Origin of the sequence: Pseudomonas sp. PS1(2021) (genome assembly GCF_020405165.1) — a bacterium.
Taxonomy (GTDB): Bacteria; Pseudomonadota; Gammaproteobacteria; order Pseudomonadales; family Pseudomonadaceae; genus Pseudomonas; species Pseudomonas aeruginosa.
Genome location: NZ_CP084484.1, coordinates 5,123,706 through 5,140,239, shown reverse-complemented (window position 1 = coordinate 5,140,239; position 16,534 = coordinate 5,123,706). Strand labels below are relative to the sequence as shown.

Below are 16,534 nucleotides of genomic sequence, written 5' to 3'. Positions count from 1 at the left end.
GTACGCATGAGCGAATCCCTCGATCTGAGCCTGGAAGGGGTCGAACGCCGGTCGTTGGCCGAGTTCACCGAGCAGGCCTATCTGAACTATTCCATGTACGTGATCATGGACCGCGCCCTGCCGCATATCGGCGACGGCCTGAAACCGGTGCAGCGACGCATCGTCTACGCCATGAGCGAACTGGGGCTGGATGCCGATTCCAAGCACAAGAAGTCGGCGCGCACCGTCGGCGACGTGCTCGGCAAGTTCCACCCGCACGGCGACTCGGCCTGCTACGAGGCCATGGTGCTGATGGCGCAGCCGTTCTCCTATCGCTATCCGCTGGTGGACGGCCAGGGCAACTGGGGGGCGCCGGACGATCCCAAGTCCTTCGCCGCCATGCGTTATACCGAGGCGCGCCTGTCGCGCTATTCCGAGGTGCTGCTCAGCGAACTGGGCCAGGGTACCGTGGACTGGGTACCGAACTTCGACGGCACCCTCGACGAGCCGGCCGTGCTGCCGGCCCGCCTGCCCAACCTACTGCTCAACGGCACCACCGGCATCGCGGTGGGCATGGCCACCGACGTGCCGCCGCACAACCTGCGGGAAGTCGCGTCGGCCTGCGTGCGCCTGCTCGACCAGCCGGGCGCGACGGTCGCCGAATTGTGCGAACACGTGCCGGGCCCGGACTTCCCCACCGAAGCCGAGATCATCACCCCGCGCGCCGACCTGCAGAAGGTCTACGAGACCGGCCGCGGTTCGGTGCGCATGCGCGCGGTGTACCGCGTCGAGGACGGCGACATCGTCATCCACGCCCTGCCGCACCAGGTGTCCGGTTCCAAGGTGCTGGAACAGATCGCCGGGCAGATGCAGGCCAAGAAGCTGCCGATGGTGGCCGACCTGCGCGACGAGTCGGACCACGAGAACCCGACCCGCATCGTCATCATCCCGCGTTCGAACCGGGTCGATGTCGAAGAGCTGATGACCCATCTGTTCGCCACCACCGACCTGGAGACCAGCTACCGGGTCAACCTGAACATCATCGGCCTCGACGGCAAGCCGCAGGTCAAGGACCTGCGCCAGTTGCTCTCGGAGTGGTTGCAGTTCCGCATCGGCACCGTGCGTCGACGCCTGCAGTTCCGCCTGGACAAGGTCGAGCGCCGCCTGCATCTGCTGGATGGCTTGCTGATCGCCTTCCTCAACCTCGACGAGGTGATCCACATCATCCGCACCGAGGACCAGCCCAAGGCGGTGCTGATGGAGCGCTTCGAACTCAGCGAGGTGCAGGCCGACTACATCCTCGACACCCGCCTGCGCCAGTTGGCGCGCCTGGAAGAGATGAAGATCCGCGGCGAGCAGGAAGAGTTGCTGAAGGAGCAGAAGCGCCTGCAGACCCTGCTCGGCAGCGAGGCCAAGCTGAAGAAGCTGGTGCGCGAGGAGCTGATCAAGGATGCCGAGACCTACGGCGACGACCGCCGTTCGCCGATCGTCGCCCGCGCCGAGGCCCGCGCGCTGTCGGAAACCGAGCTGATGCCCACCGAACCGGTGACCGTGGTGCTCTCGGAAAAAGGCTGGGTGCGTTGCGCCAAGGGCCACGACATCGACGCCGCCGGCCTTTCCTACAAGGCCGGCGACGGCTTCAAGGCCGCCGCGCCGGGACGCTCGAACCAGTATGCGGTATTCATCGACTCCACCGGGCGCAGCTACTCGCTGCCGGCCCACAGCCTGCCGTCCGCGCGGGGCCAGGGCGAGCCGCTCAGCGGCCGGCTGACGCCGCCGCCGGGGGCCAGCTTCGAATGCGTGCTGCTGCCGGACGACGATGCGCTGTTCGTGATCGCTTCCGACGCCGGCTATGGTTTCGTGGTCAAGGGCGAGGACCTGCAGGCCAAGAACAAGGCCGGCAAGGCCCTGCTCAGCCTGCCCAACGGCTCCGCCGTGGTGGCGCCGCGCCCGGTGCGCGATGTGGAGCAGGATTGGCTGGCGGCCGTGACGACCGAGGGCCGTCTGCTATTGTTCAAGGTCTCCGACCTGCCGCAGCTCGGCAAGGGCAAGGGCAACAAGATCATCGGCATCCCCGGCGAACGCGTGGCCAGCCGCGAGGAATACCTCACCGACCTGGCTGTTCTGCCAGCCGGGGCGACGTTGGTCCTGCAGGCCGGAAAGCGTACCCTGTCGCTCAAGGGCGACGACCTGGAACACTACAAGGGGGAGCGGGGCCGGCGAGGCAACAAGCTGCCGCGCGGTTTCCAGCGCGTCGACAGCCTGCTGGTGGATATTCCGCCACAGGATTGAAATGAGCCGTTACCGGTCTCCGATCTCTCGCATATCCGCAAGGGAATGGCGAAAGCGGCCTCTTCCGAGGCCGGCTTTCCGGGGGAATGTCGTCTCCCTGGCGGGTTCCGCCGGGTTTTCCCCTGACGCAGGTGGTCCGAAACCGGTTTCGGAATACGCTCTGCCTCTGGAGCTATGGCGCTGGTTAGGGGATGATACGCCCCTTCGGCCGCCGTTTCCGATGGCGGGTGGCCAGTAGAATTCAAGTCTTGCATCAGTAGTGCCGATCTTCGGCGAAATACGGTGGTTCTCGATGAGCGCGTGGCGCGTCTTCGCATGTCTTTCCCTCGTCAGCCTGCTCGGGCTGACGGGTTGTGCGGTCCATCCGCCGGCCCAGCTCTACCAGTTGGACGTCGGTGCCGCTGCGGTACCGAAAAAGGACGGCGGTGCGGCCGTCCTGCTCGGGCCGGTACAACTGGCCGACTATCTCAAGCGCGATGTGATGGTGCAGCGGCAGGCCGATGGTATTCTCAGTCTGTCCACCGAAGCGCGCTGGGCCGGCAACCTGGAGACCAATGTCAGCCAGCAACTGCTGCGGCAGATGTCCAGCGAGCTGGGCAGCAGCCGCCTGGCGCTGTTCCCGGAAAAACCCGGTTTCACCCCCCAGGTCCAGGTGATGCTGACCATCAGTCGCCTCGACTCCGGCCCCAAGCAGCCGGCAGTGATCGAGGCGCGCTGGCGCCTGTTGGACCAGAAGGGCGACCTGAAGGACAGCCGGGTGTTCCACGAGGAAGAACAGCATCAGGGCAGCATCGGCGACCAGATCCGTGCCCAGAGCGACCTGCTCAAGCGCCTGGCGGCGCAGTTGGCCAAGGACGTCAAGCCGATCGCCGTGGCGGCCGAGGCGCCGCCGCCGGCGACCGCGCGCAAGCCGGTGGCCAAGCCGAAGGTCAAGGAAGAGGAAGGTCCGAAAATGCCACTGGTGGTGCCGATTCGCACCGACGCCGAGGTCTATCGGTTCTGATTGTCGATAGCCGACTAGGAGAAAGCCCCGCCGAAGCGGGGCTTTTTCGTTTCGGCGTCAGCGTGAGCGGCGCAACAGGAAGCGCAGGGCCATGCCGGCGAGCGCCAGCAGCAGGCAGGGCAGCCAGACCCAGCGCGCCTCCGATTGCAGCACCAGCAATCCGCGTTCGCTGAGGAAGCGCGACAGACCGATCGGCGACACGGTGATCGGATGGAACGGCATGAAGTAGCGGGCGTCGCTCCAGGGCCAGAACCAGGCGACGCCCAGCCCGCCATTGGTCATCGCGTCCAGCAGGCTGTGCGAGGCGGTGGCCAGCGCTACCCACAGCCCGGCTTTCAGCGGTCCGCTATGCAGCGGCCGGCAGGCGAGGGCGGCGAGCGCGCCGAGGATCGCGGCGAACAATAGCGAATGGCTGAAGCCGCGATGGCCGAAGGCATCGTGATAGGCGATGCCGAGCTTGAAGGCGACTACGTCGAAGTCCGGCAGGCAGGCGGCGAGCATGCCTGCCAGCAGCAGGCGTGGCGGGATCACCCGGCTGCCAAGGGCCAGTCCCACCGCCAGGACCGGCAGCGGGTGGGTGATCAGGGTGGTCACGGGCGGGCGCGGTCGTGCATGCGCGCCAGTTGGCGCTCGAGCATCGACGGATACGGCTCCAGCAGACGCTCGACGCAGCAGGCTCCTTCCGGACTGGCGATGGCGCGGATACGGGCGCGCTCGCGGACCACCGCGTCGTCGGCGATGCTGCGTTCGACCAGCAGCAGGTTGCGGCTGTGCTGGTTGAGGGCGAGGGCGTTCTGCACGGTTTCGTTGAGCAGCAGGTCGGCCTGGGTCTGTTCGCTGAGGTCTTCGCCGAGGCTCAGGCCCAGTTGCAGTTGCAAGGTGATGCCGCTGTCGGCGACCTCGATCTGCAGGGCATGGCCGAGCGCACGCATCAGTTCACCGCAGCAGAGCGCGTTGGTCAGGTAGTCGGCGCGGTTGTCGCGGCTGTGGAAGAGAATCAGGCTGCCGCCGTCGCTGAGCGTGTGCAGGCTGCCCTTGTACTGGCGGGCGGCCTGTTCCAGGCAGTCGCGATAGCGTTGCAGGAGATCCACCAGGCGGCTGCGCGGCAACCGGCGCAACTGTTCCTGGGCGCCGAGCTGGATCGCCAGCACCGCACTGTGTTGCGGTTCGCGCGCAGCGGCGGGCGCTGCGGGCTGTTCCCCGGCTTCGGCTCCGTTCTCGTCGAAGGCGTCCTGGTCCAGCGGGTCTTCGTCGATGGAGGTGAATTCCACCGGCTTGGTCTCGTCCAGCAGGGCGTCGCCCAGCGGAATGTCGTCTTCCCCGAAGGCCGAGGCCTCGACCTTGCGGCTGCGCAGGTCGGCTTCGTCGTCTTCCAGCAGGATGTCGTCGAAGTTCTGCGGCAGCGGTGCTTCTTCCGGCTCCGGCGCCGGCGGCTTCTCCGGCACCAGGCGCTCTTCCAGGTCGCGTGCCAGGTCGCCCAGCTCGTTCTGCAGTTCGGCGCCGGGGGCCGGATTGTCCGGATCGCGCAACCAGACACGCAATTGCAACAAGGGTGTGGAAATCTGCCGCCCCAGGCGCAGGCTGAAATACAGGGCGAGGATCAGCAGGATCAGGCTGATCAGGCCCATGCTCTGCAGGCTGATCATCATCGGCTGCTGGAACTGCTGCATGTCCAGGCTGATGCGCAGGTGCCCGGCGATCACTTCCTGGAAGGTGATCGGCGTCGAGTACAGGCCTTCGGTGGCGCCGAGCAGGCTCTGCTTCGGACGGCTGCCGGCCTCGGCGAGGATGCGCTGGTCGACGCTGTAGATCGCCGCATGGGCCACCAGCGGGTTCTTCACCAGGTTGTTCAGCAGCACGTTGAGGCTGAGGATGTCGTTGGACACCAGCAACTCGGTGGCGGACGCGGCGGTCTGGGTGATCAGGCTCTGGCCCAGGGCATCGGCCTGCTGTTGCATGGCCTGGCGAAACTGCATGCCCATGACCCAGGCGTAGATCAGCAGGGCCAGGGCCACCAGGATCAGGCTATGGCTGGCGAGCCGCAGGGCGATCGGGACGCGGCGCTGGCGCAAGGCACGAAACAGCAGGAGGAAGAAATTGTCGGGCTTGACGGACGTGGGCCGGGTCACAGGGGGCTCGGTCTTCTGAAATAGAGGTATCGCGCAGTATAACCAGCGCCCCCCGAGGGGCAAAGGGCCGTTGACGCGCTTTCCAGGCCGCCGCGCGGCGGTTTCGCGGGTTTTCCCGGTCGGTTCCGACCGGTGGTGATGGCAAATGCCCGGCTCTGCGTCTCTCGGGTGTGCGGGAAAGCGGGTAGAATGGCGTCTTTTACCTGGCGGAGCTTACGCCTTGCGCGAAATTGTCCTGATCAACATCACCGGGGAAGACCGCCCCGGTCTCACCGCTGCCATCACCGGCGTACTGGCCCAGGGCGGGGTGAACATCCTCGACATCGGCCAGGCGGTGATCCACGACACCCTGTCGTTCGGCATCCTGGTGGAAATCCCGGATACCGAGGCCGGTTCCTCGGTCCTCAAGGACGTGCTGTTCACCGCCTACAAGCTGGACCAGCAGGTGCGCTTCACCCCGGTCTCGGAAGAGGACTACCGGCAATGGGTCGACGGCCAGGGCAAGGCGCGGCACATCGTGACCCTGCTCACCCGCCGGGTGACTGCCGAGCAACTGCAGAGGGTCAGCTCGATCACCGCCAAGTACGCGCTGAACATCGACCACATCGACCGTCTCTCCGGGCGTATGCCGCTGGACATGCCCGCCGACCAGGGCAAGGGCTGCATCGAGTTCTCGGTACGCGGCGAACCGGCCGATCCGGCGGCGCTGCGTGCGGAATTCCTCAGCGTCGCCCAGGAATTGAACGTCGACATCGCTTTCCAGCAGGACAGCGTGTTCCGCCGCAACCGCCGGCTGGCGGTGTTCGACATGGATTCGACGCTGATCGAGGCGGAAGTCATCGACGAACTGGCCAAGGCCGCCGGCGTCGGCGAGAAGGTCGCCGCGATCACCGAGCGGGCGATGCGCGGTGAACTGGACTTCCGCGCCAGCTTCAAGGAGCGCCTGGCGCTGCTGCAGGGGCTGTCGGAAGACGTGCTGGAGGAGATCGGCGCCTCGCTGCGTCTGACCGAGGGTGCGGAAACCCTGTTCGCCGAACTCAAGCGCCTGGGTTACAAGACCGCCATCCTGTCCGGCGGCTTCACCTATTTCGCCCGTCAATTGCAGGCGAAGCTGGGGATCGACTACGTGTTCGCCAACGAGTTGCAGATCGTCGACGGCAAGGTCACCGGGGTGGCGGTCGAGCCGATCGTCGATGCCCAGCGCAAGGCCGACCTGCTGCGCGAACTGGCGGCGAAGGAAGGCCTGAGCCTGGAGCAGACCATCGCCGTCGGCGACGGCGCCAACGACCTGCCGATGCTCGGCCTGGCCGGCCTGGGCGTGGCGTTCCGCGCCAAGCCGCTGGTCAAGCAGTCGGCCAAGCAGGCGATCTCGACCCTGGGCCTGGACGGCATCCTCTACCTGCTCGGCTACCGCGACCGCGAAGGACGAGCCTGAGGCCGGCGGGCGTCTCTTGCCGGCCCGGCAGCCACGAACCAGGTCGGTAGAGCGGAAAAGCAACGGGCGCCCAGGGCGCCCGTTCTTCATTCGTCTCCCGAGGAGAAGTCGTAGTCCATCGCCTGGCTCGGCCCCTGCAGGTAGTAGCCCTGGATGTAGGTGGCGCCGGCTTGCCACAGGGTGGCGAGGACGCTGGCGCTCTCGACGAAGGGGACGATGCTGAGCTTCTGCTGTTCGTGCAGTTCGGCGATCAGGCCCTTGAGGATCTCCTGGTTTTCCACCTGGTTGAGGTCCTGGACGAAGGAACCATCGATCTTGATGAATTGCACGGTCAGGTGCTTCAGCGCGTTGAACGGGTTCAGCGAGCAGCCGAACTGGCTGATCGCCGCCTGGCAATGCAGGGTGGCCAGGCCCTGGGTCAGTTGCTTGGCCTGCTTCAGATAGCTGGTGGCGTCGGCTTCGCTGATCTGGAACACCAGCGACTCCGGCGGCAGGCGCGCGGCCTTCAGCGCCACCCCGAGCCAGGGCAGCAGGCCGGGGTCTTGCAGGCTCGCGCTGGACAGGTGGACGAACAGCTTGGTCTGGTGCCCCTTGGCGCGATGCTCGGCGAGCAGCTTGATCGAATTGAGGATCACCCAGCGGTCGATCTTCTCCGCCAGCCCGGCTTCCTTGGCGGCATGCAGGAACTCCGCCGGCGGCACTTCCTGGCCCTGCGGATTGAGCAGGCGCAGGAGCACCTCGTAGTTCTCGTGGCTGTCGCCGCGCAGGCTGATGACTGGCTGGAACAGCAGGCGGAAGCTGTTGGTCTCCAGCGCCTGCTGGAGGATCGCGATGACGTCGCCGCGCTGGGCGGCGGCGGCAAGCTCTTCCGCCGGGTTGTACTGCTTGATCTGCGACCCGCCCTTGCGTGCCGCGTCATCGGCGCAGCGATGCGCACGGTTCATCACGTCCTGGGCCTTGGCGGTCTTCTCGTCGAGACCGGCGACGCCGATGCTGAGGGTGGCCTGGGCGCTGCGGCCGTTCAGCTCGAAAAGGTGGTTCTCGACTTTCTTCAGCAGTCGTTGCAGCGCCGCTTGCGCCTGCTCGGGAGTCTTGCCCTTGAACAGGGCGGCGAAGATCGAATCGCCGAAACGCGCCAGGTCGGCTTCCTCGCCGAACTGTTCACGCATCAGTCCGGCCAACTGGCCGAGCAGCAGGTCGATCCCGGAAAGCCCGTGGTCGGCCTGGAGCGAGGGGTAGCCGTTGAGATGGATATAGGCCAGGGTCGACGGCTTGCGGGCGGTCACCGCCTGCTGCACGGCGGCATCCATCAGGTCGAGGAAGTGGCTGCGGTTGTAGAGACCGGTGACCGGGTCCTGGCTGCTGACTTCGCGGAGCTTTTCTTCCAGCTCGGCGTTGTCGACCTCGCCGCGGATCACCACCTGGATGCAGGGTTCGCCGTCGTACGTGGCGGCGGAGAGGCTGATGCGCGCCTTGAATTCCTGGCCGTCGAGCTTGACCCCGGTGCAAACCAGTTCGGTCTGGCGCTGGTCGTTCTGGTAGCCCTTGAGGAAATCCTTGAAGGCGCCCTGGTCGCAGGAGGCGATCAGGTCGATGACCGGCAGGCCTTCCAGTTCCTCGGCGTCCTCGTAGCCGAACAGCGCCATGTAGGAGCGGTTGGCGTAGATGTGCATGCCGTCGTGGACGTAGGTGATGGCGTCGACCGAGCTGTCGAGCAGCAACTGGCAGCGTTTTTCCGCCTCGCGCAGGGCGAGTTCGGCGGCGCGGCGCGCGCGGCGTTCGGCGAGGCCGGCCAGCTCGCGGTTGGCGACCAGCACCAGGCGCTCGTCCTCGCCTTGCGGCAGGGCGTCCTGGGCGCCGAGCATCAAGGCGTCGGTGATGGCGTCGGAGTTGTTGTCGGCCACCAGCTGGATGAACGGGATGTCGCGCGACTGGCGGCGCAAGGTGGCGAGCGCCTCGCCGGGCTCGAGACACTCGCTGGTCGGCGCGGCGATCAGCAGGTCCCAGCTTTGCTGGAGGGTTTCGGCGAGGTCCTCGGGAGAGGTCAGTCGATGTACGCGGGTCGCGTGGCCGGCATTGCGGAACAGACTGACCAGGCGTTCGGCTTCGTTCTGCGAGTCTTCCAGAATCAGCAGGCGGATGGTTTTCTTTTCGATGGCCATGGAAAGGGCTCAGTCCGCGTCCGGGCGGGCGCGAAAAGACGGCGAATGGAGGTGTCGGGGCAATCTACAGAGACTTCCAGAGCGAGTCAAAATCTTCCTCCCCCGCAGGCGGCCGGGCCACTGGCGCTGTGACCGGCTTATCGCTCGGGGTGTTCACCGGTTCCGCCGAGCGGTATTCGAACTGGCTGAAGCTGCCGGTCGAGGCCTGCCGGCGATTCAGCACCGCGCGCCGCTCCTCGCCGTGCAGGTTGATCTGCACCCGGCTGCCCTCCTGGAACGGCAGGCGCGGGGTGATCACCGTCGCCGGCCGCGAGATCGCGGCGATCGCCGGCAGCAGCAGGGCGCGCAGGTAGTGGCTGCTCTGCTCGGTCTTGCGCAGCAGTTGCAGGCCGCAGGGCTGTGCCGCCGGGGCGATCATCTCGATGCCCATCTGCGTGCCGCCATTGCGTACCTGGCGGATCCAGCGCACCACCGCGATGCTCCACGCCTGGCCTGGAAGGTCCTGCAGGCCGACCAGTTCGCCCGCCTGCAGTTGGGCGGGCACCTCCTTCGGCCAGCTCAGGCAATAGCCGCCGGGGCTGTGGTTGACGATGGGCAGGGCGTAGGTCGGGTAGTCCTCGGTGGCGTCAGCCTGTGCGTGGGCCTGCGGGTGCCCGGGTTGCACACTGCGGGGCGACTGGTGCGGGCGGTACTCGATTTCCTCCAGCGGCATGCCGGGCTGCCAGTCGGTGACCTTCTGTGCATCGAAGGCGCCGGCCCAGGCGTCCTGGACGTCGGCCTTGAAGCGAGGCGCCTCGGGCGCTTCCTGGATCTGCAGGACCTCGTTGAACGGGCGGCGCCCGGCGAGGAAGTAGTGCAGGGCGCTCATGCCGATGCACAGGGTCAACTGGCCCTGGCCCTGGGTGCGCTGGAAGGTACGTTCGGCGATGTCACCCCAGGCCGAGGAGAGATGTTGCAGCAGGTCCAGGGTCACCCCTTCGATCAGCGGCAGGCGTGCTTTCGCGCGTTCGGCCTCGGGCTGCAGCAGGTATTCGCGGATCAGCTCGACCAGCGGCTGGGTGTCGATGCCCAGGGCACTGGCCAGTTGGGTCTCCGGGTACAGCGAACGGTAGCGCGGCGGGCCGTCGATCTGCGGCACGGCGATGAACAGCGAGCCGGGCAGCGTCGCGCTCTGTATCGACAGCAGCTGGCTCCAGGGTTCGAGCACCTCGGCGAGCCGTGCAATGTTGTTCTGGCGCATCTGGTTGCAGCGCGCGCAGCCGAGCAGCAGCGGAATCAGGTAGGCCTGCTCGACGCTCAGGCCGGGGGTGTGCTTGGCCAGTTCGTCGCGCACCGCGAGACGATGCACGCCGCGCTGGCTGGCCAACTGGTAGAGCTGGTGGAGTTCCAGCCAAAGCCCCTCGGGGACCGGGCAGTACAACTGGCTGGCGCGGATCAGCGGCCCGCACAGGCTGCGGATCGCCCGCTGGATGCCGACCGCGAACAGCTGCGCGCGGTCGCGGCTGTTGCGCGGCGCTTCCTGGACCACGATCAGCTTGTAGCCGATGGCCAGGTGGTTCTGCAGGGCCTGGCAGAGGTTGGCGATCTTGCGCGGCCGTTCGTCGAGGACGATGGCCTGGTTGAGGAAGTGCCGTTCCAGGTGGGCGCAGACGAAATGCACCTCTGGACGGAACAGTTCGAGCAGTTGCAGGCGGGCCTCGACGGGCAGCACCAACTGGTTGAGTTCGATCAGGCCCTGGTAGAGCTGGCGCGCGGTTTCCCCGAGGTTGGCCTTGGGCAGGTGCGCCAGCCAGTACTTGATGTCCTTCGGGGTGGCGTCGCAGAAGCTCAGGTTCTGCTGCGTCGGAGTGGGGACGCGCAACGAGAGGTGGGGGCTCTGGTTTTCCATGGGGGGTTAGACGGCTCCGCTACTGAAAAGGCTCTACGGGGGATGAAGCCCCGGAGAGGTGCCGGACTTCCGATCGCCGCGGCTGCGCCTCCTCTTTCTTAACACGGGAGGCGGGTTCATCGTCGTGGCCAGGACAGGAACTGTGCGGCAGTCCGCTTTCCTGACCGAGGGGTCGGCACAGGCTCGATAGGACCTTTCCGAACTCTAGCAGCATCGAAATGGACCCGCAGCCTTCGGACGCCACGATCCCGCCGGGAGGTCCCGGCGGCGGGGAGAGACGGGACGGAGGCGCTCGGGGCGCTCCGTCCCGGCGAGGTCAGGACTGTTTCGGCAGGGCCAGGCATTCGCCCATGCGCACCGGGCTCGCTGCCCCGAGGCCGTCGTTGAACGCGACCTGCTGCGGGCCGAACAGGACGATGGCGGTGGAGCCCAGCTTGAAGCGACCGAGCTCGGCGCCTTTTTCCAGGCGGATCGGCGCACGGGCGGCTTCGTCGTAGCGGAAGGTCTTCAGTTCGCGCTTCGGCGGCGTAACCAGGCCGGCCCAGACGGTTTCGATGGAGGCTACGATCATCGCGCCTACCAGCACCACGGCCATCGGACCGCGCTCGGTGTCGAACAGGCAGACCACCCGCTCGTTGCGGGCGAACAGCTCGGGAACGTTTTCCGCGGTGGTCTGGTTCACCGAGAACAGCCGGCCGGGAACGTAGACCATCTCGCGCAGGGTGCCGGCCAGCGGCATGTGCACGCGGTGGTAGTCCCGGGGGGACAGGTAGACGGTGGCGAAGTCGCCGCCCATGAAGGGCGCGGCCAGTTCGGCGTCGCCGCCGAGCAGTTCGGCCAGGCTGTAGCTGTGGCCTTTGGCCTGGAAGATCCGCCCGTGCTCGATCGGGCCGAGCTGGCTGATCGCGCCATCGGCCGGGCAGAGCACCGCGCCGGGCTCCTGGGCCAGCGGGCGGGCGCCATCCTTCAGGGCGCGGGTGAAGAAGGCATTGAAATGTTCATAGGCCTGCAGGTCCTCGACCTGCGCTTCGCGCATATCGACCTGGTAGCGCCGGGCGAACCAGGCGATCAGGCGGTCCTTGAACCAGGTCGCCCGGCAGTCGGCGGCGAAGCCGATCAGCCGGGACAGCAGGTGGTGCGGCAGCAGGTACTGGCTGCAGATGAACAGACGATCTTTGAACGACATTCCTCAAACCTCTACAGGGGTATCGGGGTGGTTGCCCCATTCCGACCAGGAGCCGGCGTAGCCTTTGACCCGCGGGTAGCCCAGCGCCTTGGCCACCAGGTAGGTGAAGCCGGAGCGATGGTGGGTCTGGCAGTGGGTGATCACTTCCTTGTCCGGCGTGATGCCGAGGTCCTCCAGGACTTCGGCGATATCCGCGCGGATGCGCAGGGCGCGAGCCGGGTCCATGCCGGCGGTCCATTCGAAATTGATCGCGCCGGGCACATGCCCGGCCTTCGCGGCGAGCACCTTGGTACCGGCGTATTCGCTGGGGTTGCGCGCATCCCATACCGCCAGGTCGGCGGCGCCGAGGCGGCTTTGCAGGTATTCGCGGGTCGCGCTGGGCTCGTCGTGCAACGTCAGCGGCAGCGGGCCGCCGACAGGCGCCGGGACCTCGCGGTCGAGCGCCTGGGCGTCGGCGATCCAGGCCGGCAGGCCGCCGTTGAGATAGTGGTAGTGGTGGTGGCCGATCACGTCCAGCAGCCAGATGAAGCGGCCCGCCCAGCCGCCGCCTTCGTCGTCGTAGACCACGTAGGTCGCCTCCGGGCGGTGGCCCAGCTCGCCGAACAGGGCTTCCAGGTCGGCCTTCGCCGGTAGCAGGCCGGGTGCCGGGGGTTGTCCCCACTGGGTGCGTTTGGGGTCGACGAAACGCGCGCCGGGGATATGCCCTTCGGCGTAGCGGGCGGCACTGGTCAGGTCGACCAGGATCAGCTCGGGCGCGCCCAGGCGCGGCGCGAGGTCGCTGGGCTCGATCACCAATGGCAGGTCGGAGAAAACGGACATGCGAGTACCCCCGGGTTGAAGAAGGGCAGCAGTTTAACGGAAAGCGCGCCCGACCAGTGTGCCGGGCATGTCCCTCATTCCGTGCGGCGCTGGCGGCCGAACTGCTGGATCGCGCGCTCGGTGCACTGGGCGGTCTTGGCGAAGGCCTGGGCATGCAGGTCGCTGAACGGCTGGCCGCCGAGGTCGGCCAGGACCAGCATCACCACCCGCGAGCCGTTGCCCAGCGAGCGCAGCAGCAGGTGAGGTCCGGGGAACAGTTGGCGCAAGGGTTCGCCGAGGGCCGGCAGCAACTGGTCCTGGTTGTTCGGGCCGATGCGCAGCAGGGCGGGTTGCTGGAACAGTTTCTTCAGCAGCGGGCTGCTGGCAATCTCCAGTTGCAATTTCTCCTGGCCCGGTTCGAGTCCGGCGCTCTGCTGCGCCAGCACGTGTACCTGGGTGCGATCGGCCACCAGCAGCAGCATCCTTTGCAGGCCGCAGGCGCGCAGCGCATCGCGGGCACAGGCGGTGAGCTGCACCACGTTGCTGAACGGGCTGGGCTCGCGGAGCAACTCGGCGCAATGCTGCCGCCACTCGGCCAGGGCTTCCGCCGAGGGCGGCGGCGGGGGTGCCGCTTCGGCACGCCAGCGGCTGGCCTGCCAGGGCCAGATCAAGGCCACCGCCGGATGCCACAGCGGCGGCCGGGCGTGCAGGCGCGCGCTTTGCGCGGCGAGCATGTGCACCTGCTGCTGGACTTCGGTCAGCGGCTGGCCCAGGTACAGGCCGGTCAGGCGCTGCCAGCGCAGCATGTGCGGCCCGTCCCAGCTCTGGTGCGCGGCGATGGCCAGGCCATTGGCGAGGAGAGTGCAGTTGGCCGGCTGGGTCAGCCAGCGGGCGAGATCGGGCTGGGCATCGAGTTGCTGTTGCTGGAGCAGGGGCGACTGATGGTCGCGGGCGATACGCAGGGCTCGAACCAGCAAGCGACGGTCGCAGGCGAGCAGGCGATAGCCCTGGATGACCCACTGCGGTAGCCGCCAGCGTTCGGCCAGCGCCAGGCAGATCGGCAGCAGGCGCATGCCGAGCAGTTCGCGCTCCACTCGCAGGGTCGGTTCGCCCTGTACCAGCACGCGTTGCTGCCATTGCTCCAGTAGCTGCGGGCGGGCGTTGGCCAGCGCCCAGACCGGAGCCATGGTCAGCAGGCTGCCCCAGTGGATTTCCTGCCAGAGCCTGGCCAGGCGCGCGCCGAACAGGCCGCTGGCCTGCTGCATGGCGTGCTGGCTGATCAGCAGCATCTGCCCGAGGACCCTGGGCATCTCCGCATCCTGGATGCTCGGCAGGGTCTTCAGAAGTTGGCTCGCGCGTCCCAGGCCGAGGCGGCTGAGGGCCACCTCCAGGCTTTCCGCGGGGTTGTCGCGGGCGCTCTCGGCGCGATTGGCCTCGCGCAGGATGGACAACGCCAGCGTCGGGCTGCCCTGCAACTGGTCGGCGATCTCGCGCAGCGAGCGACGGCTGTCGCTCAGCGCGGCGTGCAGGCCGGCATAGTGGCTGGCGGGGATCGGCAGGGGTTGCCGGTCGAGCTCTTCGAGCCAGGCGGCGAGGCGGTCTGTCATGGGTGTCGGGCTCGGTGTCGGCGAGGCGGCGAACTGGCTTTTCGAGTATTCGGACTATAGTCTTGCGGCTAGCAACCGATAACAAGAGGGAGCCTAGCAGTCCCCCTCCTTATCCTGTTCATTTCGCACGTCCGGTCCTCATGTCAAAAATCATCGGCATCATCGTCGTTTTCGCCAGTGTCCTCGGGGGCTTCCTGCTCTCCGGCGGCAAGATCGGCGCCATCATCCAGCCCTTCGAGGTCCTGATCATCGGTGGCGCGGCACTGGGGGCGTTCCTCCAGTCCAACCCGGGCAGCACGTTCATGGTGGTGCTGAAGAAAGCGCCGAAGATGTTCAGCAACCGCTTCACCCAGACCTACTACCTCGAGGTGCTGGGCATGCTCTACGAGATCCTCAACAAGAGCCGGCGCGAAGGGATGATGGCGATCGAGGCGGACATCGAAGACCCCGCGGCCAGCCCCATCTTCAGCAAGTACCCCGGTGTGCTGAAGGATGAGCGGATGACCGCCTATGTCTGCGACTACCTGCGCATCATGTCCTCCGGCAACATGGCGCCGCACGAGCTGGAAGGCCTGTTCGACATGGAGCTGTCCAGTCTCAAGGAGGACCTGGAGCATCCGTCCCACGCGGTGACCAAGGTCGCCGACGCCCTGCCGGGCTTCGGTATCGTCGCCGCGGTACTCGGCATCGTCATCACCATGGCGTTGCTTGGCGAAGGCAGCCAGGCGGAGATCGGCCACCACGTCGCCGCCGCCCTGGTGGGCACCTTCCTCGGGATTCTCGCCGCCTACGGCTTCGTCGGCCCGCTGGCGGGCGCCCTGGAGCACGATGCCAAGGAAGAGTTGAACCTGTTCGAGGCGATCAAGGCCTGCCTGGTCGCTTCCGCTTCCGGCATGCCGCCTTCGCTGGCCGTCGAGTTCGGCCGCAAGGTGCTGCTGCCCGCCCATCGGCCGACCTTCGCCGAGCTCGAGCAGGCCGTGCGCGGCCGCTGAGTGGAGGTACTGTCGATAGATGGACAATAACCAGCCGATCATCGTCAAGCGCGTCAAGCGCTATGCCGCCGGCCACCACGGCGGCTCGTGGAAGATCGCCTTCGCCGACTTCGCCACGGCGATGATGGCGTTCTTCCTGGTGCTCTGGCTGCTGTCTTCGGCCACCCCGGAGCAGAAGAAGGCGATTTCCGGATACTTCCAGGACCCCATCGGTTTCAGCGAAAGCGCCAGCCCCTACGTCATCGACCTCGGCGGCACGCCGACGCCGGCGCCGGACAAGACCCTCAATCCGCAGGTCCAGGCCCAGCCGGACTCCAACGAAAGCCGGATCAGCCCCGAGCAGGACCACCAGGTCAACGCCGACCAGGCCGAGAACCTCGCCGAGCAGGTTGAGCGAGAGCGCCTGGCGCTGCTGCTGCAGGAGTTGCAGAACAAGGTCGACGAAAATCCGATGCTCAAGGACTTCAAGGACCAGATCCACTTCGAGATCACCCGCGACGGCCTGCGCATCCAGATCGTCGACGCCGCCAACCGGCCGATGTTCGACCTCGGCAGCGCGCGCCTGCAGCCGTATTTCGAGGACATCCTGCTGGCCATGGCCGAGACCATCCGCCAGGTGCCGAACAAGATCAGCATCAGCGGCCACACCGACGCCAAGCCCTATGCCGGCAACGGCGACTTCGGCAACTGGGAGCTATCGGCCAATCGCGCCAACGCCGCGCGCCGTGCGCTGGTCGCCGGCGGCTATCCGGAAGGGCAGATCGCCCAGGTTGTCGGCTATGCCTCGGCACGCCTGTTCGACGACAAGGACCCGCTGAACCCGGTGAACCGGCGGATCGACATCGTGGTCCTGACCCGCAAGGCGCAGAAGGCCATCGAAGGCGAGACCGGCGCTCCCGAAGCCAGCGCCCCTGCGGCTGCCCCGGGCGAGCAGCCGAAGCCGGCTGCCGAGGCACCGGCGGCGGGCGCGCAACCTTCGCTACCGGCGGACGAGGTGCAGAAGAAGCTCAACCTGTTCGACGACGGCGGCAGCCTGAAGCTGGAGCAGATCAAGGGCGACTGA

Annotated in this window: 12 protein-coding genes; 5 read left to right on the top strand and 7 right to left on the bottom strand. The window is 67.0% G+C overall.

Annotation, left to right across the window (positions count from 1 at the left end; genetic code table 11):
* The first annotated feature begins 6 nt into the window (after positions 1–6).
* Together parC and LE197_RS24650 are read left to right on the top strand one after the other, a co-directional pair.
* The gene (parC, locus tag LE197_RS24655) at positions 7–2,271 is read left to right on the top strand and encodes a DNA topoisomerase IV subunit A (RefSeq protein ID WP_003095687.1); all 2,265 of its coding nucleotides are present in this window, start codon (positions 7–9) and stop codon (positions 2,269–2,271) included.
* A gap of 292 nt (positions 2,272–2,563) precedes the next feature.
* Positions 2,564–3,274 carry a membrane integrity-associated transporter subunit PqiC gene (locus tag LE197_RS24650; protein WP_003102054.1) on the top strand — a complete coding sequence of 237 codons (711 nt, stop codon included), beginning with the start codon at positions 2,564–2,566 and terminating at the stop codon, positions 3,272–3,274.
* A gap of 57 nt (positions 3,275–3,331) precedes the next feature.
* On the opposite strand, the gene LE197_RS24645 is transcribed toward LE197_RS24650, so the two are convergent.
* On the bottom strand, positions 3,332–3,868 hold the full coding sequence (locus LE197_RS24645; protein WP_226033715.1) for a metal-dependent hydrolase: 537 nt from the start codon (positions 3,866–3,868) through the stop codon (positions 3,332–3,334).
* The gene (locus tag LE197_RS24640) at positions 3,865–5,403 is read right to left on the bottom strand and encodes a YtjB family periplasmic protein (protein ID WP_023108821.1); all 1,539 of its coding nucleotides are present in this window, start codon (positions 5,401–5,403) and stop codon (positions 3,865–3,867) included. The genes LE197_RS24645 and LE197_RS24640 overlap by 4 nt, the downstream gene beginning before the upstream one ends.
* A 220-nt stretch (positions 5,404–5,623) precedes the next feature.
* On the opposite strand from LE197_RS24640, the gene serB reads away from it, so the two are divergent.
* On the top strand, positions 5,624–6,838 hold the full coding sequence (gene serB / locus LE197_RS24635) for a phosphoserine phosphatase SerB (RefSeq protein ID WP_003095681.1): 1,215 nt from the start codon (positions 5,624–5,626) through the stop codon (positions 6,836–6,838).
* A gap of 86 nt (positions 6,839–6,924) precedes the next feature.
* On the opposite strand, the gene fimX is transcribed toward serB, so the two are convergent.
* The 5 genes from fimX to LE197_RS24610 all read right to left on the bottom strand — a co-directional run bounded on the left by fimX (position 6,925) and on the right by LE197_RS24610 (position 14,479).
* On the bottom strand, positions 6,925–9,000 hold the full coding sequence (gene fimX / locus LE197_RS24630) for a cyclic di-GMP-binding protein FimX (protein WP_003123576.1): 2,076 nt from the start codon (positions 8,998–9,000) through the stop codon (positions 6,925–6,927).
* 64 nt (positions 9,001–9,064) lie between these two features.
* Positions 9,065–10,888 carry a cyclic-di-GMP receptor FimW gene (fimW, locus tag LE197_RS24625; protein WP_003113922.1) on the bottom strand — a complete coding sequence of 608 codons (1,824 nt, stop codon included), beginning with the start codon at positions 10,886–10,888 and terminating at the stop codon, positions 9,065–9,067.
* Positions 10,889–11,204: 316 nt separating this feature from the next.
* Positions 11,205–12,074, bottom strand: a complete 870-nt coding sequence (gene asd / locus LE197_RS24620) for an archaetidylserine decarboxylase (protein WP_003095677.1) — start codon at positions 12,072–12,074, stop codon at positions 11,205–11,207.
* Positions 12,075–12,077: 3 nt separating this feature from the next.
* Positions 12,078–12,893, bottom strand: a complete 816-nt coding sequence (gene rhdA, locus LE197_RS24615; RefSeq protein WP_003113925.1) for a thiosulfate sulfurtransferase — start codon at positions 12,891–12,893, stop codon at positions 12,078–12,080.
* 74 nt (positions 12,894–12,967) lie between these two features.
* Positions 12,968–14,479: an HDOD domain-containing protein gene (locus tag LE197_RS24610; protein WP_003113926.1), complete on the bottom strand. Its 1,512-nt coding sequence runs from the start codon at positions 14,477–14,479 to the stop codon at positions 12,968–12,970.
* Positions 14,480–14,619: 140 nt separating this feature from the next.
* On the opposite strand from LE197_RS24610, the gene motA reads away from it, so the two are divergent.
* Together motA and motB are read left to right on the top strand one after the other, a co-directional pair.
* The gene (gene motA, locus LE197_RS24605) at positions 14,620–15,471 is read left to right on the top strand and encodes a flagellar motor stator protein MotA (protein ID WP_003102044.1); all 852 of its coding nucleotides are present in this window, start codon (positions 14,620–14,622) and stop codon (positions 15,469–15,471) included.
* A gap of 19 nt (positions 15,472–15,490) precedes the next feature.
* Positions 15,491–16,534: a flagellar motor protein MotB gene (motB, locus tag LE197_RS24600; protein WP_003095673.1), complete on the top strand. Its 1,044-nt coding sequence runs from the start codon at positions 15,491–15,493 to the stop codon at positions 16,532–16,534.